Below are 22,732 nucleotides of genomic sequence, written 5' to 3' on the forward strand. Positions count from 1 at the left end.
TCCGGCCCGGACCCCGGACCCCGGTGTCCGCGACAGTCGGTTCCTGGCTATCCCTTGGCCGCGTCTCCCCTGGGGATGGTGACAATCACCTCCAACCCCCCGTCCGGACGGTTGCGCAGGGTAAGCTTTCCGCCATGCGCGCGCACGATGTTGCGGGCGATCGGCAGTCCCAGTCCCGTGCCCCCGGTATCGCGGTTGCGGGAGTTCTCCAAACGGGTGAAGGGCTCGAACACCCGTTCCCAATCCGCCTCCGGAATGCCGGGTCCGGAGTCCGCGATCGAGATGCGCAACCGATCCCCCAACAGGTCGGCACGCATGCGCGCCTTTTGACCATAGTGGACCGCATTGTCCACCAGATTCACCAGACACCGCTTCAAACTCTTGGGCATGACCGGAAACGGCGGAAGATTCTCCGCGTGGATCTCCACCGTGTGCCCAAGCTCCGCGAAGGTCTCGCCTATCCCTTCCAGAAGCGCGGTGATGTCCACCCGCGCCACCGGCTCCATGCCCTCCATGCCGCGTGCATACTCCAAGGCCGAGCTGGTCATCCGCTCCATGTCGGTGAGGTTGCGCAATAAATCTTCCCGCAACGGCGACTCCTCGAGCCGCTCGACCCGCAACCGCATGCGGGTGAGCGGGGTCTTGAGATCGTGGGAGACCGCGGCCAGCAGATGGGTGCGCTCGTTGACATAGCGCTTCAACCGCTCCTGCATGGCGTTGAAGGCCGAAGCGGCATGCCTGACCTCACGCGGACCGGTGAGGGGAAGCGGCGCGTGGTTGAGGTCCTGACCCAGCGCGCGGGCGGCATCGGCCATCAGCAGCAAGGGACGGGTTGCCAGTCGCATCGCGGCCAATGACAACATCCCCACCAATACGAACAGCAGCAGCAACGACCATCCCATCCACTCCGGCCATTCGAACACTTCGCCGGGGAGGTGGCTGTGGAACTCCACCCAATCCCCTCCGACCAGTTGCGTGCGCACCAGGAACGAGACCCCAAGCGGCATCAGGGGTTGCATCATGCGCATGTGTCGCCAGTAATGGGGTGGATGGCGCATGCCGGTCGGCGGGATGGCCTGGGGAGGAACCTGGGAGGGGGCGCCGGGCGGCGGGATGGCCTGGGGAGGAACCTGGGAGGGGGCGCCGGGCGGCGGGATGGCCTGGGAGCCGGCGGGCATGCCGGGTGGGGAGCTGGTCGGGTTTCCGGAGGTGGAGGGGCCGGGGGAGATGCGGGCCTGTCCCTCCTCGGAGCGGTTGAGCACCACGATGCGCAACGGGCGCTTGGGACCGAGATAGCGGCGCAACAGTTCGACCAGATGTTCGGCGCGCGGGTCGTTGGACCCCTCTTCCAGCTCCTGGGATGGGGGGCGGGGCGGCAGAAAGCGCACCGAGTGCAAAGGGCTTTCCCAGAGGGCGGCCACGCGGCGGCGTTCGCTGGGTGGGAGGGTGTCGAGCAGATGGACGATGGCCACGAACTCCTGGGCGGTGCGCATGCCGCCGAAGGAGGAGAGAGCCCGGCTGCGGTCGTGCAGATGGAGCACCGCGCCCGAGGCCAGGGCGAGAAACACGCCGGTCAGCAGAATAGCCACGATCCGTCCGGAGAGGGAGTTGGGAAACGGATTGAGTCTCATGGCGTGATCTCGGCGGTCAGCATGTACCCTTTGCCCCAGACGGTCTTGATGAGGGTGGGGTTTTTGGGATCATCCCGGAGTCGTTTGCGCAGCCGGCTCACCTGAACGTCCATGCCGCGGTCGAACACCGTGGCCTCGCGGGCGTGACAGAGTTCGGTCAACCGGTCCCGGTCCAGGGATTCGTTGGGATGCTGGAGAAAGACCTGCAACAGGATCATCTCCCCCTTGGTCAGATCGACGATCACCCCATCCGGAGAGAGCAGATGGCGAGCCTTGACCTTGAGGGTCCAGCCCCCGAAGCGGATTTCGTCGCGATCGGCGGGGGGTGGCGGGATGCGACCGGTGGCGCGGGAACGACGCAGCACGCTGCGGATGCGCGCCAACAGTTCGCGGGAGCTGAACGGCTTGGAGAGATAGTCATCCGCGCCCATCTCCAGCCCCAGGATGCGATCCATTTCGTCGCCGCGCGCGGTGAGCATGATGATGGCGATGTCGCGGGTCGGTTCTTCGACGCTCAACCGCTTGCAGAGCATCAGTCCGTCCTCGCCGGGGAGCATCAGGTCCATGAGGATGAGATCCGGGGTCCAGGTTTTGAGGATCTCCCACATCACGAGGCCGTTTTCCGCCTCGCGCGTCTCCAGACCGTTCTCTTCCAGGTATTCACGGGTCAGGGTGCGGGTTTCGCGGTCATCCTCGACGATCAAAATGCGGTCGGATTGGGGCATGGCCTTGGCTTCCGGTGTTGTTGACCTTGGAACGCCGGAAGGGCGGTGCAAGGTCGGGGGGTGAGGGGGTTCTCCCCCCATCGTGCCAATCTGTAACAAAAGTATGACACCTTGAATCAAGTGTGACAGGAATTGTCGATAAATGCCAAGATTGTGGAAAAAGGGTGACGAAGCGTGGGCGAGGCTTACGGAAAATTTACAATAAAGCAGTTTATTTTCAACGTTTTTTGCACTATCTTGCCATCATCGTCAAGGTTTGAACCGATTCGTTGGACAGGTTTCGTACTCATCAGATAAAAGGAGAATCCCACCATGAACACGCGATTGATCAAAAAGATTCTGCCGTTGGCCGTGACCGTGGCGTTGTATGCCGGTAGCGCCCTGGCCGAGGAGAAGGCCAATACCCCCGTTGCGCCTGCCGCCGCGACCGAGCAGGCGATGCAACCAGGCATGTGGCCGGGTGGCATGGGTGGACCGTGGGGTGGACCGGGCATGCGCGGTGGACCGTGGGGTGGTCCTCATCGGGGTGGACCGGGTTGGGGTGGTGGCGGTCCGGGGATGGAGATGAACGGTCCGTGGGGCGAGCCGGTGGAGTCGCTGACCGCTCGTCTGGCCTCCCTCAAGCAGCAGTTGGGGATCACCGCCGCCCAGGAGGGGAACTGGAACGCCTACACCAAGGCCCTGACCGAGCAGAACGAAGCGCGGAGCAGCATGCGCAAGCAGATGGCCACCAATCCGCCGCGTGATCCCATGGAGATGGAATCGCGCCGCATCGCCGGCATGGAGAGCATGCTCACGCACAAGAAGGCGGTGTTGCAGGGCTACAAGGATCTGATCGCCAAGCTCGACGATCGCCAGAAGGCGTTGATCGGCCCGGCCCAGGTTCCGCCCTGCGCGCAGTGAGCCGCGTTCAGGCTGGAGCAGGCTTCGGCTCCAGATTTGAAAGGTGAGATCCGGGGCGCTCCATGACGGGGCTCCCCGGATCGGAGACGGGTGGATTGGTCCCCACGTCAGGCGGATTGGAACGGTTGGGGGTGGTCATGGCACCATTCGGAACATGCGAGGTGACCCATGCGCTCAAGATCGCGGGGATGGTCTGCGCGGCCTGCGCCGAGATCATCACCGAGGGTCTGACCGCCCTGCAAGGGGTGCGGCGGGTGGATGCCGACTGGCGTCGCAGTCGGGTCAGCGTGACCTATGATTTAACGCAGGTGCGGCTCGAAGCCCTCGAGAAGGTGTTGACCGAGATCGGGTTCCCGCCCGATCCCGGTTTGCCGCACCGTTTGCGGCGCGACTGGTGGCGCTTTGCCGATCAGAACACCCTGGACCATTGCACCCACCGGAGCGCCTGTTGCGGCAAGCCCCCCCGATGACCATGACAAACAGGGACCCGGCGGGCGCCAGGGACGGCTTCACCAGTTTTTTCTACAGCTTGTTCCGTGGATTCACGGACTATTCCCCCCAAAAAAAGCTCTTCGTGAGCCAATGTTCATAATAAACATAAATCATATACAATAGTAAAAAAAAGGGGGCTGTATCAAGTCAAGCCTCCTTTTGTTCGTGTAGTCCATTTCGAACGTATTGGAAACTATGAAGGCTACTCCCACGATCCAGAACGGGCACGCCGTGGAGATTCTCCAGGGGGTTGTGAGAGGGTGACCTTTCTGGCCTGCTCCACTACCGATTCCAGGTGACTTCCGCCCCATGCGCGCGTCGGAACGCATTGTGCGCGTATTTCAAAAATCATAAATCCTCTAGCAGATAGACGACAGAATGCCAAGAAAAAATTGTCAGGTCGTTCAGGATGCTACTGTTTTCGAGTGCGCTTGAATGGTGGCCTGACCGGCTGTCACGGATCGATGAGCGTTTCGATGTCTTGACGGATTGCGTCCGTGCTCGTGCGGGTGGCGGTGGCGGATACGGCGCCGTCGATCAAGGGGTTTCCCTGGCAGCCGAACGGATGGGGCAGGAGCGTGCAATTACATCTGTCGCGCAGCGGCTTCAAAAAAAAATCATATAATGATCTTGCAATGAGTTGAATCGTCGTGGTAACCTCCGGAACACCGAAACAATGGGGGCATGGTCTTATTGTCTGTGCCAAGTCAAATAAAGGGGATTTTGTCGCGAATTGCGACCAATCTTTTTGATCGGCATCGTCCGTACGGTTCCGATCCCCACCGATGCGGGGGCGAAAGGATTTTCATTCAGCGACCGGTATGTTGCAAATAAATAGAATTGCTGGGTAAAATTTTGCCCTTCAACAGCCTTCGACAAAAAAATGTACGGGACACAAGGTGATCGGTCGTGTATGATTCAGCCATGAACGCCAATCACGACCTCCGATCCGGCGCGTGTTGCCTGTCACAACGGTCACCACGCCTTGGAAAAATCCTCTGATTGTCTGCCTGACGGGGATCAGTCCCACAAACTGGTAGGGTTTTTCATGAAAATTGCCATCATCATCACTGGCCTTGGAGTCGGCGGTGCCGAGATCATGCTGTACAAGTTGCTCGAGCGCATGGATCGTCAGCGGTTTCAGTGTCACGTCTTCTCCCTGACGCAACCAGAAGAGATCGGGCAGCGCATTCAAGCCCTCGGAATCCCGGTCGAATCTCTGGATCTGTCCCAAAGCGTATTCAATCTGGGCGCGGTCTTTACGTTGGCGCGAAGGTTGAAAACGCTCCAGATCGATCTGGTCAATACCTGGATGTATCATGCGGATCTGATTGGCGGTCTGGCCGCTCGTGCCGCCGGAGTTCGCCAAGTGATCTGGGGACTTCGGACCGCCGATTTCGTTCTCGGCAAGGAAAAACGAGCGACGCGCTTCATCGTTCGCGTCAATGCACTGCTTTCGCATGGGGTGCCGGTTGGTATCATCAGTTGTTCCGAAGCGGCCAGGGAATTTCATGACAAGCTTGGTTATTGTTTGAAAAAAATCACGGTGATTCCAAACGGATTCGATGTGGCGCGGTTCGTTCCGGACGTGTCGGCACGCATCTCCGTTCGCCAGGAGTTGCGTGTGGACGAGGATACGCCATTGGTCGGGATTGTGGGTCGTCATGATCCTGAAAAGAATCATGACGGTTTCTTCGAGGCTGCCGAACGGTTGCGGCGTACGCATCCCCGGGTACGCTTCGTGGTGGTTGGACGGGGGTTCGCGCCTCTTCGGGAGAGGTTGGCTGGCGCCACGCATGCCACCGGTCTTGACGATGCGATCCACTGGCTGGGGCAGCGTGAGGATATCCCACGCTTGATGGCGTCGCTGGATCTGTTGGCTTCATCGTCCTATCGGGAAGGGTTTCCGAACGTCCTGGGGGAGGCCATGGCTTGCGGCGTACCGTGCGTGGTCACGGATGTCGGCGATTCGGCGTTCATTGTCGGCCAGACGGGTCGTGTGGTGCCCGCGGGGGATATGGCTGGATTGGCCGCCGCCATGGGTGATCTGCTGAGTCTGTCAACTTCCGACAGGCTCGCCCTTGGCAGACAAGCCCGCATCCGGGTTCGTGACCATTTCGAGATTGGCGATGTCGTCCGGAGGTATGAAGCGTATTTTCTTGCGCATCATCCCGAATCCGGTCGTCGCGGGTGATGGGATGGCCTGTGAAGATCGGATGCGGATGGTGGAACCCACGCCTCATTCAAGTTCCATGGGCAGATCGCTGGCAATCTGGTTGAGCACCTCCAGAAGTCGCTTCTTGGCGATCGGCTTGGTCAGATAGAGATTCAAACCCGCATCCTTGCTGCGTTGAATGTTCTCTTCCATGGCATGTGCCGACAAGGCCACGATGATCACCGGGCGCAACCCCGTCTCCTGTTCCCAGGCGCGAATCTGCCGCGTGGCCGAATAGCCATCCAGGTTGGGCATCTGGATGTCCATCAGAACGAGATCGAAACTCTGCTCCTTGATGCGCCGCACCGCCTCCACCCCGTCGTAGACCATCTCCAGTTCATGGGGGGTCTTCATGAGGTAGGTGGCGATCAAGATTCGGTTCTCCTCCACATCCTCGGCCAGCAGAATCCGCAATCCCCGCCCGGTGGCATGCGGCATGACCGTCTGAATCGATGTTTCGATCGGCGCGATCGTCGCGAAGCGCGCCGGCAGGGAGAAGGCGAACAGGCTCCCTTCGTCCAGACGGCTTTCGACCCAGATCCGCCCTCCCATCAGTTCCACCAGACGTTTGCAGATCGCCAGACCCAGACCCGTGCCGCCGTAACGGCGACTGATCCCGGCGTCCGCCTGGGTGAACTGATCGAAGATGATCCCGGCCTGCTCGCTGGCGATGCCGATGCCGGTATCGCGCACCTCGAAACGCAACCGGCTCCGCGCCGGGTCATCCCAGCCAAGCCGGAGGGAGATCCCTCCCTTGTGGGTGAACTTGATGGCATTGCCCAACAGATTGAGCAGAATCTGTCGCACCCGACCATCGTCGCCCAGGATGGCCGCCGGCAGATCCGCGTTCAACTCCGCGTGCAGTTCGAGCCCTTTCTCCTCGGCGACGATCTGCATCAGTCGTACGGTTTCGATCACCACCGATGCGGGGTCGAAGGGCTCTTCGGCCAGCGACAGCCGACCCGCCTCGATGCGCGAAAAGTCGAGTACGTCGTTGATGACGTTCAACAGCGCCTTGCCGGATTGATGCATGGTTTTGGCGAAGTGGCGCTGATTGGGGGTCAGATCGGTTTCGAGCAGCGTTTCGGCCAGGCCCAGCACCACATTCATGGGGGTGCGGATTTCATGGCTCATGTTGGCCAGGAAATCGCTTTTGGCCCGTGCGGCCATCTCCGCCTGATCCTTGGCCAACACCAGATCGATCTCCAGCCTCTTGCGTTCCGAGATGTCCAATCCCATCCCCAGCAGCAGAGGCTCACCTTCGAACTCCACCCGATGCCCCACGAAATAAAAGGGTCGGCTGCTGCCGTTTTTGTGCAGGATGGCCGCCTCGGCATTGGCCGAGCCGTTCGAAAAGACCATCGCCATGCGCTCGGCGATCAACTCCCGGTCCGTTCCCTGGAAAAAATCCAGCGCCAACGCCGCGCCCATCTCCACGTCATTCAATCCGACCACCTCTTCGAACACCTTGTTCCACATGCGGAAGCGTCCCTGGGGGGTGATCAGATAGAAGACGCCGGGCAAGGCGTTGACGAGGCGCAAAATGAAATCCCGCTCCACCCGCAGCGCCTGTTCGGCCTCCACGCGCATGGTCACGTTGCGGGAGACGCTGTGAATGCATTGCACCGCGCCCTGTTCGTTCAGAAGTGGCTTGACCAGGGTTTCCAGCCAGACGTATCCCCCCTCCCGGGTGCGGACGCGGTAGATCAGTTCATCTTCCTTTCGATCCTCGGCCACCTTGCGGTAGGAGGGGTCGAACAGGCGGGTGATATCCTCGGGATGGATGAACTCGGGTGGTTTGCGCCCCAGCAGATCTTCCGGACGGAAACCCAGCATGCTGGTGACGGAGGGGGAAACATAGGTCCATGTCGAATCCGGAGCATGCACGCTGATGATGTCCACCAGGTTTTCGGAGATCAGGCGGTAACGCACCTCGCTCTCCCGCAGCGCCAGGTTGCGTTCTTCGATGAGCCGTTCGTGGATGTTCTGACGGCGTTGATGCAGGAGCAGTCCAAGAACGGAGAGTGTGACGATCACACCGAACAGGCTGACCTGGAAGATGGCGTCCTCGCGCCAGATGGTCAGGATATCGGACAGGAGGCGACTGGTGATCACCACCGGCGGTTTGTCCAGGGGCAGGCTGGCCGACTGCACGGTGCGGAAAGCCACCATGCGCTCCTCGTTCACGGAGGGGGAGTAACCGCTTTGGAGGGTTTCGATCTGACCGCTCTCGACATGGCGGCTGAAAAAGGTGCCAGGCAGACGCAGATCCTTGCCGACCAGTTCAGGACGCGACGGCTCGGTGAGATAATGAATGCCGTCCCCATGCACAACGCTGCTCAACATGTCCGGCGCATAGATCACCGAACTGAGCATCGTGCGGAAATAGTCCGGATCCAGGGCCGCGTTCATCACGCCGGAGAAACGGCCATCCGGTTCCGTCACCGGCAGGGAGAGCACCATGGCCCAGTCATTCATGCGGGTGATGAAGGGTTGGGAGAGGTGGAGTATGGTGGGATCGTTGCTTTGGCGGGCGGTGTGGAAATAGGCGCGTCGGCTGTAATCGCCACCGATGAGTTCGGCGCGGTTGGTGGCACGGATCACCCCATGCACATCCTGCAGGAAAAGGGTGCGCACGCCGGGCATGGCATCGCACAACACGCCGAACTGACGAGACAGCTCTTCGGTCCATTGGGGTTGCGCGCGCAGGGTGGTCAGCGAGTCGCGGACCGTGCGCATGACCTGGTAGGCCGCTTCCAGTTGACGCAGCAGATTGCTGTCGATGACGCGAACCTGGGTGAGGAGACGGTCCTGCTCTTGTTTGACCACCCGATCGTGCTGATGCAGGAGCATGAAGGCGAGCAGACAGCCCAATCCGAGCAGGGGTTGCAGCAGGGCCACCCAATGGGCGAGGTGGGGATTGCGCAGTTGTTGGATGAAATCATGCCTGGAGATGGCCAGGAGGATGGCCCCCAGCAACGAAAGGGCAAGGGCGGTTTGCGGGGCCATGCGGGTGAGTTGGAACCAGCCGTAAACGCTGTCCAGATCCAGGGGATAGCCGACGAATGCGGCCACGCCCATGATCAGGACCAGCAGACCGAGGATCCACACCAGCACGCCCCGGAATGGATTCCGCAGGGCTTGCAGGAGCATGGCCAGGCCCGCGAGGGTGAACGCGAGGGCGCTGTTGGGCGCCATGCGGCCAGGATGGGAGGTGTGCAGGGTGTGGAAGGAGGGATCCAGGAAAAGTCGGTCGATGCCGAGGTCAAGGTGCAGGAGGTATTGGATCAGGGAGAGACCGCCGAGGAGCAGTACGGGCAGGGTGGCGATCGCGGCGAAGGCGTGGCGATCGCGAAAGAGGGCCAGGAGCGCGATGCCGCTTGCCAGGAAGGCCAGGCCGGAGTTGTATTGCACGGCCACGAACTCCGGGCCCATGCTGATGAGGGGCAACAGGCGCAGATGCCAACCGATGAGGACTGTCAGGCCGAGCAGGGTGATTGCAAGCGTGGAAAACAGCAAAAGGCGCTTGCTCATGCCAGGGAAAGGGGGCATCGTTTCTACCTTTGGTTAACGATGATGCACGCGAATGACGCGTTCTGTTTGTCGTGGAACTCCTGCAAGTCCCAAGTCGTTTTTGTTTCTCTTTTGCAAGAGCGAGAGGGCCGATAGGGGTCGCGGTATGCGTTCAGGCGCAACGATTGCCGTCCATGCCCCGGATTCGGCATGGGGGCGGTCCGGTTCCGCGTGGCCATTCGGTCAATCCCCCCCATTCATCTTACGCCACCTTCTTCTTCTGGGGAAGTCCTGCTTCCGTGCGAATCTGGGCCTTGATACCGCCGAGGCTCGTGGGAATGCGGTGCGATACGTCTGAATTGATTCGCGCACACTTCCAAGAAGCGATAGAATTCCGCGAAACGGTTTCTCGACCGGATGGTCGAGGGGGTTCTTGGGTTGGATTCGACATCGTTTCCCTGGAGGCGTGCGGGTCGGACCAAAGGCGTGTGCGGGTCGGAGCATGCCAGGTGCGTTTCCCTGGAGGCGTGTCGGGTCGGACTCTTCCGGATCCGATGGGTTGACTTCGAGCTGCCGTGCGTGCGTGTTCGATTCCGTGGCCAAGGAGGTAAGACATTGACCACTCTTGTGACGGGCGCCAATGGTTTCATGGGCAACGCCCTCTGTCGGCGGTTCCTGGCCGACGGCGCGCGGGTGCGCGGCGTGGTGCATCGACGGCGCGAGGCCATTCCGGATGGTCTGGAAACCGTGGTCGTGGGAGATCTCGGTCCCGACACCGACTGGCGCGACGCCCTGAAGGGGGCGGAAACGGTGATTCATCTGGCGGCCCGAGTCCATCAGGCGGACGATGCGTCGCGCGCGGCATGGGACGCCTGCCATGCGGCCAATACGCTCGGGACGCTTCGTTTGGCTCGACAGGCGGTCGAAGCAGGGGTGAAACGGTTCGTGTTCTTGAGCACCATCAAGGTCCATGGCGAAGAGACCCCGAACAGACCGGACCATCCGGGTTGGAACGAGTCCGATCCCCCGGCCCCGCAAGGAGGGTATGCCGTGTCGAAATGGCTGGCGGAGCAGGCCCTGACCAGGCTGGCTGACGAGAGCGGCCTCGAGGTGGTGGTGATGCGCCCGCCTCTGGTTTACGGAGCAGGTGTCAAGGCCAATTTCCTGCGGCTGATGCAGGCCGTGGATCGGGGTGTGCCGTTGCCCTTTGGCGCGGTACACAATCGACGCAGCCTGGTGTATTCTGGCAACCTCGCCGAGGCCATCATGCTGGCATCGCGTCATCCGGCGGCGGCAGGGAAGTGCTATCTGGTCAGCGACGGCGAGCCGGTTTCGACCCCGGAGCTGATCCGTTCGCTGGCCCGTGCGCTCCGGCGTCCGGCCCGCCTGCTGCCCGTTCCCCCGGGCTGGATCGCGTGGTTGGGCGGGTTGCTCGCCCGCGAAGAGGCGGCAAACCGATTGTTGGGGTCGCTCGTCGTGGACGATGCGGCCATTCGACGCGAACTGGAGTGGCGTCCATCCCACGCCTTGCAGGAGGGGCTGACCGCCACCGTGAACTGGTATCGTCAACGGAGTGCCTCTTGAAACGCGCTTTCGATATCCTGATGGCTCTTTTGGCCGGTCTGTTGCTTCTGGTGCCGATGGTGCTGACAGCCCTGGCGGTGCGTTTCACCTCGTCGGGCCCGATCTTGCATGTGAGCCGCCGGATGGGTCGGGACAATCGGGAATTTCTCATGCCGAAGTTCCGTACCATGCGGGTGGATACCCCGGATGTGGCAACCCACCTGCTCACCGATCCGAAGATCTGGCTCACCCCGATAGGCTCCTGGCTACGCAAAAGCAGCCTGGATGAACTGCCGCAACTCTGGAGCATCCTGCGCGGCGATATGAGCTTCGTGGGGCCGCGACCGGCGCTGCACAATCAACAGGACCTCATCGCCTTGCGCACCGGGGCGGGGGTGCATCGTCTGGTGCCTGGCCTGACCGGTTGGGCCCAGGTGAATGGCCGGGATGAACGATCCATCCCGGACAAGGTGAAACTGGACGTGGAATATCTGCACCGGCGCTCGTTTTTCTTCGATCTCTGGATCCTGTGGCTGACCGTGGCCAGAGTGCTGCAACGCGAGGGAATCGCACATTGATGGAACCTTCATGGCCCTCTCTTCGTTGATTCTCGACATGCCCCGCACCGCGAAACGGTTGATCGTGCTGACCGTGGATTCGGGTCTGTGCGTGCTGACCGTTTGGCTGGCGTTCTATCTGCGCCTCGGAGAGACGGTCACGCTCTTTTCCGGTGGTCCGTGGAAACCGGAATGGGCGGTCCTGATCTCCATCGCCCTGGCCCTGCCGATCTTCATCTCGGAAGGGCTTTACAGAATGATTTTCCGGTATTCGAGCGTTCTGTCACTCAAGATCATCTTCCGCGCCAACATCTATTATGCCGTACTCTTTGTTTCGGTGGTCATGGTTGTCGGCATTCCTGGGATTCCGCGCACCATTGGTATCATTCAGCCTATTCTGCTGCTTCTGACCCTTGGTTTGACCAGGGGCGTGGCCCATTATTGGCTGAGCGGAGGGTATCAACAAAAACTTAAATTATACGATCAGCCCAACGTCTTGATTTACGGTGCCGGAAGCGCGGGCTGTCAGTTGGCGGAGGCCATCGCCAACAGCCGGAAAATGCATGTGATGGGTTTTCTGGATGACGACACGCAACTGCAAGGTCAGATCCTGAGCGGCCTGCCGGTGTTCGATCCGGCCACCCTTCCGGAGTTGATCCACACGAAGCGGATTCGCACCATTCTGTTGGCGCTGCCGACACTCTCCCGCAGCCGGCGTCACGCGATCCTGAATCGGCTTGCCGAGATTGCGGTGGCGGTGCGTACCCTGCCGGATGTGACCGAATGGGCGCACGGACCGATCGGCGTTGCCGATTTGCGGGATCTGGCGATCGAAGATCTTCTGGATCGGGAACCCATGGCTCCTGATCTGGAGTTGTTGGGCCGCAGCATCGCCGGGAGAACGGTTCTCGTGACCGGCGCGGGAGGCTCGATCGGACGGGAGTTGTGTCGTCAGATTCTCTCGGCGGCTCCAGCCGTGCTGCTGCTGGTGGAACTCAACGAATTCGCCCTGTATGAGATCCATCAGGAGTTGCTGGCCAGACAGGTCAGAGGGACGGTGCGTTTGGTGCCTCTGCTCGCCTCGGTACGGGATGAGCGCCGCATGCGGGAGATTCTGGCCGATTGGCGTCCGGTCACGGTGTATCATGCGGCGGCCTACAAGCATGTCCCCCTCGTGGAGGCCAATCCCGCCGAGGGGATCCGAAACAATCTCTGGGGAACGCTCGCGGTGGCGCGTGCCGCTGCGGAATATGGGGTGAGCGCTTTTGTTCTGATCAGCACCGACAAGGCGGTACGGCCCACCAACGTCATGGGGGCCAGCAAACGACTGGCGGAGATGGTGTTGCAGGGACTGGCGGCCAACGGCTCTTCCACCTGTTATTCGATCGTGCGTTTCGGCAATGTTCTCGGATCCTCCGGCTCGGTGGTTCCCAGCTTTCTCCAGCAGATCCGCACGGGCGGTCCCCTGACCTTGACCCATCCCGAAATGATCCGGTATTTCATGACGATCCCGGAAGCGGCGCAACTGGTGATGCAGGCCGGGGCGATGGCCACGGGTGGGGACGTGTTTGTGCTGGATATGGGGGAACCTGTCAAGATCATGCATTTGGCGCGCCGCATGATCCAATTGAGCGGCCTTTCCGTTCGGGATGCATCCAATCCGAATGGGGATATCGAGATTCGCATCACCGGTCTCAGACCCGGTGAAAAGCTCTACGAAGAGCTTCTGATCGGCGATGATCCCCAGGGAACCGAACATCCGCGGATCATGAAAGCCCACGAACCCTTTCCGGCCTGGTCCGAGTTGTTGTCCAGACTGGAGAGACTGGAAAAGGTGCTGGAGACTCGGGACGAGGCGTCGCTCAAGCGCCTGTTGTGTGAATTGGTGCCGGGTTACAGGCCAGGGAGTGCGATCCAGGTGGAGGAGAACGCCATCGGGGAGCCTCCGGCGCAGGCCCGATCATGAGAAGGCGTGACATGGGGATTGAAGAATTCGGGATGAAGGGAGGCTGGGCAGGAGGCCGTTGGCGTGGATTGGCGGCGAGGTGGTCCGGAGAATGCGGATCTTCCGAACAGGGGAGATGGGAGGGATGGACGAGGAGACGGCGTATTGTCCGGGCCTGATGGTGATCGGGGACGAGATTCTTTCTGGTCGGCGTGCGGATGCGCATCTGCCTCACGTCATTGGTCGTTTGCGGGAGCGCGGTTTGACCCTGGCCTGGGCGCGGTTCGTCGGCGATGACGCGGAAGCGTTGATCGGGCAGTTCACCCAGACCCTGGCCGAGGGAAGACCGGTTCTCTGTTTCGGCGGCATCGGCAGCACACCGGACGATCGTACCCGTCAGTCTCTGGCGCGGGCCGCAGGTGTGGCGTTGGATCGCCATCCCGATGCGGTGCGGGAGATCGAATCCCGCTTTGGTGCGCAAGCCTGGCCGATCCGGGTTCTGATGGCCGATTGGCCTCAAGGCAGTACCATGGTGCCGAATCCGGTCAATCGGATTCCGGGCTTTCATTTTCGGGGTCACTTCGCGCTGCCGGGTTTTCCGGAACTGGCGTGGCCGATGCTCGAATGGGTGCTCGAACACCATTTTCCGCCCTGCCGTCCGTCAGAGATCCTGCGCTGTCTGCGGATCGAGGGGGTGGCCGAAAGTCTGGTTGTGTTGCCCATGCGGCGCGTGGTGGAGCGTTTTCCGCACGTACGCCTTGCCAGCCTCCCCAGATTGGGGTCGGATGCGCACATCCTGCTGTCGGCACGGGGACGTGGCGTCAGCGTGGAACGTGCTTTCGAGGCTCTGTGCGCCGAACTGACCCGCGCGGGAATGGTGTGGAGGATCTGCCCGGACGGTTGAAGGAGGGATGCGTGGTCGATCCCGACTCCCGACTCCGGCGGCGTTGCGTCATGACGTGTGGCGGTGGAGCGTTGCGTCATGACTCGCGGCGGCGGGTGGAGAGGCGGTAGTTGAGGGTTTGGCGACTGATGCCGAGCAGCGTGGCCGCGATGCCCTGATTGTTCCCGCCCCGACGCATGGCCTCCTGAATCAGAAAATCCTCCGCGTCCTTCAATGTCGGGAACCTGCCCGGTATCTCCAGGCAGCTCTCGCCCTCGCCATCCCCCTCGTCCAGGTTCTCGCGCGGCGTGCGTTGCGTGGCCAGGATCACCTCCTTGAAACTCTCCATGGAGAGGATCGCGCCAAACCGATGCTTGGCCACGGCATTGAAGATCAAGGCGCGCAACTCGCGAACGTTTCCAGGGAAATGATAGACCGACAACAGCGTGTACAACTCCTCCGGCACGCGCAGCCCCGGTTTGTCCATGGCCGCGCTGGCCTCCTGGAGAAAGAAATCGATCAACAACGGCAGATCATCGGCGCGCTTGCGCAGTGGCGGAATTTCGAGGGGGTGGCTCGAAAGTCGGAAGAAGAGATCCTGCCGGAAACTCCCCTTGGTCATCAGTTGTTGCAGGTTGCGGTTCGTGGCTGCCACGATGCGCGCGCGGCTCAATTTGGGAATGTCCGAACCCAGGGGATAGTAGGTGCCATCCTGCAACAATCTCAGCAGCTTCACCTGCGAGGCCGGGGTCAGGTCGCCGATTTCGTCGAGAAACAGCGTCCCCTCCGCGGACTGGGTGATCAACCCCTCGCGATCCTTCTCCGCCCCCGAGAAGGCCCCTTTCATGTGACCGAACAGGGTATCGGAAAAAAGGGTGTCGTCCAGCCCCGCCACGTTCACGGTCACCAGACGTCCGGCGCGTCGGCTCAGGCGGTGGATCGCCTCGGCGATCATCTCCTTGCCCACGCCGGTCTCCCCGGTGATCAGGGCCGGCTCCGGCGACTCGGCGATCGCCTCGATGTATTGGAACACCGAGATCATCTTGCCATGCCGGGTGAGAATTCCGGCGAACGCCTCGGGATGTTTGAGTTTCTGGTTGAGCAGGGTGTGACGCAGCACGCCGATGTGACGCCGCAGGGCGCACACCTCCAGGGCGTGGCGCACCGAGGAGACCAGCCGGCTCTCCTCGACCGGCTTGATCAGGTAGTCGAAGGCCCCTTCCTTCATGCAGACGATGGCGGTTTCGACATCCTGGGAGGCGGTCATCACCACCACCGGCACCGACGGGTGCTCGCGCACCAGACGGGTGAGCAGTTGCTGACCCGGCAGGTGGGGCATGATCAGATCGATGATGATCATGGCCGGAGGGGTGGCGGCGACGAATGCCAGGGCCTCCCGCGGATCTTCGAGCGTGGCCACCGGCGCGATGCCGTGGGCCTCGAGCAGATAGCGCGTCGCGAGCAGTTCGTCGGCCTCGTCGTCCACGAACAGCACCAGCGGCGGTTGTGTGGTTTGCGTCTGGAGTGGATTCATCATGATCCCAGCCGTGCGTGGTTGACCGGCAGCGTCACCTGAATGGTGGTGCCCTGGCCAGGCCGGGAGGTTGTTTCGATCGTCCCCTTGTGGCGTTGCACGATCTCCCAGACGATGGCCAGCCCCATGCCGAGTCCTCCCTGTTCCCCCTTGGTGGTGAAAAACGGCGTGAACATGTTCGCGAGCGTCTCTTCCGTCATGCCGCTTCCCTCATCCGTCACCCGAATGGTGATCCATTGTCGGTCCTCGGACACCTGGCCGTCAAGTGTGACCCGTGCCGACCGGTTGGGAAGGGACTCAAGGGCGTTGAGAACCAGATTGATGAACACCTGCTCCAGCTTCAGTGGATTTCCCTGTAGATCAGGAAGATCATCCGGAAGTTCGACGCTGAAGTGGTCGGTGTGCTTGCGGATGGGGTGTTGCATGATCGACAGCACGTTGCGGATCACCTTGTGGAGTTCCACCTTGAACAGCCGGCCCTCGGGAATGGGCTTGGCCATGTGTTTCAAGTTTTGGACGATGCCGGTGATCCGTTTGGCATTGCCCAGGATGCTCTCCATGAGTCGCGGCAGCATCTCGCTTGCCTGATCGACCGGCACGCCTCCCACGGCGAAATCGCCGTGTTCGAGACGATATTGACGCAACACCGCCGCCATGTCCGGCCAGGCGCGGATCAGGGTGGCGATGTTGAACTGGATGGTGTTGTTGGGATTGTTGATCTCGTGGGCCATGCCGGCGGCGAGAATGCCCAGCGAGGCCAGACGGGCGTGGCGCAGGGCTTGCTCCTCCTGGGCATGCTTTTCGGTGATGTCGGAGCTTAGAATCATCACCTCCGCGATTACCCCATCCACGCGGATCGGCACGAAACGGACCTCCCGCCACTGGGTGTCGGAACAGGGATACTGAAAGTGATCCATCTCTCCGGTGGCGTGGACCTTGCGCAGCGCCTGGGCATGCCAGTCGCGCGGTTCGGTTTGTTCCGGGGAGAACAGTTCCTCCATGTGGCGCAGATCGGGTTGGTTCGAGAGCAGCACCGTGCCGTGCCGGTCCACGCTCATGATGGTGTCCGGGGATTGATTGAACAGAATCTTGAGCTTCTGGATCGATTGTCTGAGTTCCAGGTTCAGCCGGTTTTTCTCCTCCAGATTGCTTTCGACATGGAGCAGAAAGACCACCAGGATCGTGGTGATGATCAGACCGACGGCCAGCATCAACCAGGGCGTTCGCGGGAACTCCTCGCCGCTCAACAGGCGGCTGGCCGGGGTGGTGATGATGGTCCAGCGTCGGTCCGCGACCACGATCTCCTGCTTGAGCAGATGCGGTTGACGGGTCAGCCATGCCTGCCAGTTGTAATCGCCCACCGGATCATGCGGTCTGGTATCCAGACGGCTGAAATAGGACTCGATGAAACGTTTCCGTCCCTGGTCGTCGGTCTCCAGGATCAGGATCTGCACCCCACGCGGCTCCAGCAGACGAATCGCGTGTTGGACGATGAACTCCAGATCGAAAACGCCCAGCAGAAAATGGAGATCCCCGAGTTGTTGGTTCGATGCGGACGGATCGCCGCCTGCGATGGGCACCAGAACCAGCAGGGCCCCGCCGATCTCGTTGTCGTGATCCGGAAAGGCGTGATCGATGGTGGTCGCCACCGTGCGGCGCCGTTCGACCGCGCTGACCATGAGGGAACGGATCCGTTCGTCGGCACGGAAGTCGTGTCCGGTGGGAAACGGCGAAGTGCCGCAGTGGTCGCGGGGCATGGGGATCTGGTGGTCTTGGGGGAGGATCCAGACCAGATCGTGCAGCGCCCGTTGTTGTTCGGAGAAGGGTTTGACCAGTCCGGGAAATTCAGTGGGTGCGTGTTCGTGGACCTTCATCAGCTTGCCCAGAAGTTCCACGGCCTGAATCGCCTCCTCCAGTCCGCGCTGCACGGCCTGGGCCCGGTCGTGGGAGAGCCATTGGAACTCCAGTCGCGAGTGGTGGTCGAGTTGCGTTCGAAGGGTGTCGAAGGCCAGAAGGGAGAGCGCGGTGCCGAGAACGGCGATTCCGAACACAATCCGATGATGGGTGATCCGTTTGAAGAGATTCATGGTTGACATGACACGCGGTGCGCGGTCCATTTGACTGGCGTGATGATTCGGGGGGCGGATCGGGCTTTGGATCGGGATGGCCCGGCGATCGGAAAACGGTATGGGTCGGAGCTGGAGACTGGGATATCGTGGCGGCATCGCCGGCGAGAGACAAGAGTAGGGCCTGGCCTATCGAATGTCAATATCTTCCATGGGTTGGTGCGGGGTGGGCGGGGCGCGCGCCGGCGCCTCCGCCCACTTTGTCGAACGACGGTCCGGATCAATAGGCGATGGTGGCGAAGATCCAGTAGGTGAGGGCCGAAACCGCGCCGGAGCCCGGAATGGTGATCACCCAGGTGCTGACGATCTCGGAGGCCTTGGCCCAACGGACTGCCTTGGGTTTTTCCGAGGTGCCCACGCCCATGATCGCGGAGCTGGCGATGTGGGTGGTGGAGACCGGCGCGCCCCACAGGGCGGCGCCGAAGATCAGCGAGCCGGCGGTGAGTTGCGCGGCGAAGGCGTGTTGCGGACGCACCTTGTAGATGCCGAAGCCGATGGTGCGCACGATGCGCCAGCCGCCGGACATGATGCCCATGGTGATGCAGAGGGCGCAGGCGAGAATCACCCAGTTGGGCACCTCGAATGTGGGCAGGGAACCGCCCAGAACCAGGCAGAGGGTGATAATGCCCATGCTCTTCTGGGCGTCGTTGGAGCCGTGGGAGAAGGCCAGACTGGCCGCGCTGACATACTGGAAGCGCTTGAGCCAGGTGTTGGCCCTTGGGGTGAACGGGATCAGGATGAAACCAATGATGTTGTTGAAGATATATCCAATCACGAACCCGAGGATCGGAGAGAGGATCAACGACAGAAACACCTTGGTGACCCCGGTGAACTTGCCATGCTCGGCCAGTTCCGTGAAACCCCAGAGCACATGATCGGTTCCGGCAGCCACGATCACCGCGCCGGCCAGACCGCCCACCAAAGCATGGGAGGAGGAGGAGGGCAACCCCACCCACCAGGTCAGAAGGTTCCAGAAGATCGCCCCGAACAGTCCCCACAGCAGCACGACGATCGAGATGTTGGGAGGCAGATCGTTCAGGGTGATGAATTTGCCGATGGTGTTGGCCACGGCGGTGCCGGCCAGAAAGGGCCCGAGCATCTCGAAGACCGCCACCACGATCACCGACTGGATCGGTGTCATGGCACGCGATGCGATGATGCTGCCGACGATGTTGGAGGCATCGTGAAAGCCGTTGGTGTAGTCGAAGATGAGGACCACGATGATGGTCGTCCACATCAGATTGTGAATGAGACTGGTGTCCATGTGACTCCGGGTTGGTTCCCTGGTTGGATGCGCTTCGATACTTAGAATGGTCAGCCTGGCCGGGCCTCAAAGCCCTGGCGCGGCACGAGGCTCAGGTCTCGCCGTGAAATGTCAGGCGACCTGGACCACGATGTCATGCAGCACCTCGCCCGCATCTCCCATGTCGATGGCCGCATCGAAAATGTGACGATAGACCTCGCGACGCTTGAAGATGTCCATCACATACATCATGGCCATGGCCTCGGCGCCATCCTGCTTCTCTTTCATCATCTGCACGTATTTGTCCCCCTCGAAGAGTTTGGCGAGGGCGGCGCGGAAGCTTTTCTCGATCTTCTTCTTGGCCTTTCTGATCAACTCGGCATCTTTGTCGGAGTCTGCCGGGGCGGTGGCGAGCTTCTTGTAGCCGGCACTCAGGGTCTCAACCGAGTTGCGCAGGGTGGCGATCATTTCGGTGATGAACGGATCGGTCTTGATGCCCAGCGTATCCATCTCGGAGACGATGTTGTGGGCATGGCTGATCACGCAGTCCACGGTCATGTAGGCGCGGTAGATGTCCTCGCGATCCATCGGGGTGGCAAAGGCGTTCTTCAAGACATCCAGGTTGCGACGGCGCAGGGCATCGGCATCCTGTTCGAGTTTCAGGATCATGTCGGCACGGGATTTGTTGCCGGTTTGTACATAATCCTCCAGCAGGGCTGCGGTCTGGTTGGCCAGTTCGCACTGCTCTAAAATCAGGCCGTAGAAGTTCGGCATGCGGGGAAAGACGCGGTTGGTGAGTTTGGAAAAAGTGGTGCTGGATCCGCCCATGGTGATGTCTCCTTGGTTTGTGATGATTGTGGGGGTGATTTGATGTTAACGGTTGATTGTTTATGACAAAAAGTATCATTCAGGCCCGATACCGTGCAAAAAGGCGCGCGCCCTCGCACACGTTTCCAGGCTTGTCTCACATCCCGAAACCCGCCCCGGCGGCGGCAGCCGCCGCCGGGGCGGGTCCCATGACCCTCGGGACCGGAGATCAGTCGTAGAGCATGCGCAATTTGTTGTCCGCGTTGCGCAGCCGCACGGTCAGGGTGCGGGTGAGCGCGGTGAGAATGTTGATCGCCAACCGCTTGTGCCGCTCGGCCAGCATCATGAAATTCTCCCGTGACAACACGTAAAGTTCCACGTCTTCGACCACCAAGGCCTCGTTGCCGCGCGGCTTGCCATCCAGGAACGACAAACCGCCGAAGAAATCGCCCCGTCCGATCGTGGAGAGGTGATGCAACCGGTTGTCGCTCAGATAGGACTGCACGTTCACGCACCCCTTGCGCACGAAATAGATCTCGTTGCCCGCCTGTCCGAACTTGTAGATCAGCCCCCCGGCCTTGACCGTGCGTTCGGTGATGCAGGCGCGCAGATCTTCGAGGGTATCGTCGGCGTGACTCTTGAAGACTTCGATCTCGCCAAGGGACAGAGGGGATTGATCGCCATTGCCGCTATGGCCGTCGGTGGCCAGAATGGCATTCTCGACCCATTCGATGGCCGATTCGACGCCGGAGAAGATCAGCGCGTTCGGATCGGTGGTGATGCCGGTCTGGTCGAGGAATTCGCGCAGGTTCTTGCCGTTGGGCAGGGCGGAACGCACATCGCTGAAGATCAGGGTGGCATTGCGTTCGCGCAGGCTCTCCTGGATGACGTGCAGGGTATGGGCTGCGGTGACATCCATGGAGGTGACGCGCCGGAGGTCCAGGATCAGATAATCGGCCTTCTTCAGATCCGGTTCCAGGGTGGAGTAGAACTGATAGGTGGTGCCGAAGAAGAGGCTTCCTTGGAGTTCGTAGACCACCGCCCGTTCGCCGGTTTGGTCGAGCACCATGGTCTCCTCCTCGGAGCGGACGCGGCGCGAGGGGAATTCGTGGATCGAGTAGCGGTTGCGCACCACGGCGCCACCCACCTGTTCGCGCACGAACAGCAGGATCGACAACAGCACCCCAACCGCCGAGGCGGCGATCAGACTGACGGTCAACGCCACGATCACCACGGCGGCCACCACCGCGAAATCGAAGACCGTATCCTTGGCCTTGAGGAACAGCAGCGGCTCCTTGTCGATCATGCGCACGCCGACCACGATCAGGATGCCCGCCAGCGAGGCCACCGGGATCCAGGAGATGAAGGAGTTGAGCAGCAGAGCCGCGACCAGTGCCGCGATCCCCTCGACGATGCCGGAGATGCGGGTTTGCGCGCCGCTCACCATGTTGACCAGGGTGGAGCCCATCTGTCCGGCTCCGGCCACGCCGCCCACCGCCGAGGAGAACATGTTGGCCACCCCCTGGGCGACCAGTTCCCGGTTGGAGTCGTGGCGGCTGCGGGTCATCTGATCGAGCACCACGCAGGTTTTCAAGGTGTCGATGGAGAGCAGGGCGGCCAGGGTGAGGGCGCTGCCGAACAGCTTGGCCAGTTCGCTCAGACGCAAGTCACCGATCTCGCTCCAGCGGTTCATGATCGAGTCGAGAAACCCTCCGCCGACCGATCCCAGGGAGCCGATCACCAGTTTGTTGTTTTCCAGCACCAACAGGTTCGAATCAAAGGCCGCGGCACCGAAATAGACCAGCAAACCGGCCAGAATGCCCATGATGGTACCGGGTATCGCCTTGGTCAGCTTCGGGCCGAAGGCCATCACCAGGGCCGTGGTGGCTCCCACCGCCAGGGCGCGATGATCCCAACTGGCCGGGGTGAGGATGGTTTTCCACCAGGAGAGTCCGGAGGAGACGCCGAAGAATTTCGGAATCTGACTGCCGATGATGGTGATCCCGACGCCGGTGAGGTAACCGCTGACCACGGTATACGGAATGTATTTGATCAGATTGCCTACCTTGAGCATGCCGATCATCACCTGGAACGCTCCGGTGAGGATCGACATCACGGTCACCATGAGCACCACGGTAAGTGGGGCGGTATCCTGTTGCACCAGACCCAGGGCGAACGCCGACAACAGGGCGGCAGCCGGTGCGCATGGCGCGGTGATGAGGCGGTCGGTGCCGCCCAGGGTCGAGGCGACGATCCCCAGGGCGAAGGTGCCGATGATGCCGGCCAGGGCGCCGAAGGGGATGAAATCCGGTCCGATCACCCCGAAGATGGTCACGCCGAAGGCCACCGCCGAAGGCAGCGCGACCATCATGGCGGTCACCCCTCCCCAGACATCGCCGGGGATCTGCCACCCTTTGAAACGGGTGAGGGGGTTGTGGATGAGAGGCAGCAGGGAGGTTTGCATTTTTTCGGTCATGATTTGTGTATTCATGGTTTCGATCTATGCGTGATGTCCTGAAAAACAGACGTGAATGGCGAAAAATAAGCTCGGAATCAGGAGCCGGGGTCGTCCGTTCGAACGACCCCGGCGGACGC

General features: G+C 61.2%; 15 protein-coding genes. 7 read left to right on the forward strand and 8 right to left on the reverse strand.

Annotation, left to right across the window (positions count from 1 at the left end):
* Positions 1-47: 47 nt before the first annotated feature.
* Both ACV4UY_RS06830 and ACV4UY_RS06835 read right to left on the reverse strand, forming a co-directional pair.
* The gene (locus ACV4UY_RS06830) at positions 48-1,631 is read right to left on the reverse strand and encodes an ATP-binding protein (protein WP_491606868.1); all 1,584 of its coding nucleotides are present in this window, start codon (positions 1,629-1,631) and stop codon (positions 48-50) included.
* Positions 1,628-2,356 carry a response regulator gene (locus tag ACV4UY_RS06835; protein ID WP_491606869.1) on the reverse strand — a complete coding sequence of 243 codons (729 nt, stop codon included), beginning with the start codon at positions 2,354-2,356 and terminating at the stop codon, positions 1,628-1,630. Before ACV4UY_RS06835 ends, ACV4UY_RS06830 begins: the two co-directional genes overlap by 4 nt.
* Positions 2,357-2,668: 312 nt before the next feature.
* Between ACV4UY_RS06835 and ACV4UY_RS06840 the strand changes: the two genes are divergently transcribed.
* The 3 genes from ACV4UY_RS06840 to ACV4UY_RS06850 all read left to right on the forward strand — a co-directional run bounded on the left by ACV4UY_RS06840 (position 2,669) and on the right by ACV4UY_RS06850 (position 5,945).
* On the forward strand, positions 2,669-3,259 hold the full coding sequence (locus tag ACV4UY_RS06840) for a Spy/CpxP family protein refolding chaperone (RefSeq protein ID WP_491606870.1): 591 nt from the start codon (positions 2,669-2,671) through the stop codon (positions 3,257-3,259).
* A gap of 137 nt (positions 3,260-3,396) precedes the next feature.
* Positions 3,397-3,729, forward strand: coding sequence for a heavy-metal-associated domain-containing protein (locus ACV4UY_RS06845; protein ID WP_491606871.1), 333 nt, complete (start codon positions 3,397-3,399; stop codon positions 3,727-3,729).
* Positions 3,730-4,874: 1,145 nt separating this feature from the next.
* On the forward strand, positions 4,875-5,945 hold the full coding sequence (locus ACV4UY_RS06850) for a glycosyltransferase (RefSeq protein WP_491606911.1): 1,071 nt from the start codon (positions 4,875-4,877) through the stop codon (positions 5,943-5,945).
* Between the two features lie 45 nt (positions 5,946-5,990).
* On the opposite strand, the gene ACV4UY_RS06855 is transcribed toward ACV4UY_RS06850, so the two are convergent.
* Positions 5,991-9,518 (reverse strand): PAS domain S-box protein, encoded by a 3,528-nt coding sequence (locus tag ACV4UY_RS06855; RefSeq protein WP_491606872.1) that lies wholly within the window; start codon positions 9,516-9,518, stop codon positions 5,991-5,993.
* 576 nt (positions 9,519-10,094) lie between these two features.
* On the opposite strand from ACV4UY_RS06855, the gene ACV4UY_RS06860 reads away from it, so the two are divergent.
* The 4 genes from ACV4UY_RS06860 (at position 10,095) to ACV4UY_RS06875 (ending at position 14,448) form a co-directional block, all read left to right on the forward strand.
* On the forward strand, positions 10,095-11,063 hold the full coding sequence (locus ACV4UY_RS06860; RefSeq protein ID WP_491606873.1) for a UDP-glucose 4-epimerase family protein: 969 nt from the start codon (positions 10,095-10,097) through the stop codon (positions 11,061-11,063).
* A complete protein-coding gene (locus tag ACV4UY_RS06865; RefSeq protein ID WP_491606874.1) occupies positions 11,060-11,620 on the forward strand; it encodes a sugar transferase in 561 nt (186 codons plus the stop codon). The genes ACV4UY_RS06860 and ACV4UY_RS06865 overlap by 4 nt, the downstream gene beginning before the upstream one ends.
* A 10-nt stretch (positions 11,621-11,630) precedes the next feature.
* Complete coding sequence (locus ACV4UY_RS06870; protein ID WP_491606875.1) at positions 11,631-13,565, forward strand: polysaccharide biosynthesis protein; 1,935 nt, start codon at positions 11,631-11,633, stop codon at positions 13,563-13,565.
* Positions 13,566-13,689: 124 nt separating this feature from the next.
* Positions 13,690-14,448, forward strand: a complete 759-nt coding sequence (locus tag ACV4UY_RS06875; protein ID WP_491606876.1) for a competence/damage-inducible protein A — start codon at positions 13,690-13,692, stop codon at positions 14,446-14,448.
* A 76-nt stretch (positions 14,449-14,524) separates the two neighbouring features.
* Here the strand turns inward: ACV4UY_RS06875 and ACV4UY_RS06880 are convergent, their stop codons facing one another.
* The 5 genes from ACV4UY_RS06880 to ACV4UY_RS06900 form a co-directional block, all read right to left on the reverse strand.
* A complete protein-coding gene (locus ACV4UY_RS06880) occupies positions 14,525-15,964 on the reverse strand; it encodes a sigma-54-dependent transcriptional regulator (RefSeq protein WP_491606877.1) in 1,440 nt (479 codons plus the stop codon).
* On the reverse strand, positions 15,961-18,048 hold the full coding sequence (locus tag ACV4UY_RS06885) for a sensor histidine kinase (protein ID WP_491606878.1): 2,088 nt from the start codon (positions 18,046-18,048) through the stop codon (positions 15,961-15,963). The genes ACV4UY_RS06880 and ACV4UY_RS06885 overlap by 4 nt, the downstream gene beginning before the upstream one ends.
* Before the next feature lie 259 nt (positions 18,049-18,307).
* The gene (locus ACV4UY_RS06890) at positions 18,308-19,351 is read right to left on the reverse strand and encodes an inorganic phosphate transporter (protein WP_491606879.1); all 1,044 of its coding nucleotides are present in this window, start codon (positions 19,349-19,351) and stop codon (positions 18,308-18,310) included.
* A gap of 111 nt (positions 19,352-19,462) precedes the next feature.
* Positions 19,463-20,158 carry a DUF47 domain-containing protein gene (locus ACV4UY_RS06895; RefSeq protein WP_491606880.1) on the reverse strand — a complete coding sequence of 232 codons (696 nt, stop codon included), beginning with the start codon at positions 20,156-20,158 and terminating at the stop codon, positions 19,463-19,465.
* 208 nt (positions 20,159-20,366) lie between these two features.
* Positions 20,367-22,628, reverse strand: coding sequence for a SulP family inorganic anion transporter (locus ACV4UY_RS06900; protein ID WP_491606881.1), 2,262 nt, complete (start codon positions 22,626-22,628; stop codon positions 20,367-20,369).
* Positions 22,629-22,732 lie beyond the last annotated feature (104 nt).

This window comes from Candidatus Magnetaquiglobus sp., from assembly GCF_058402785.1.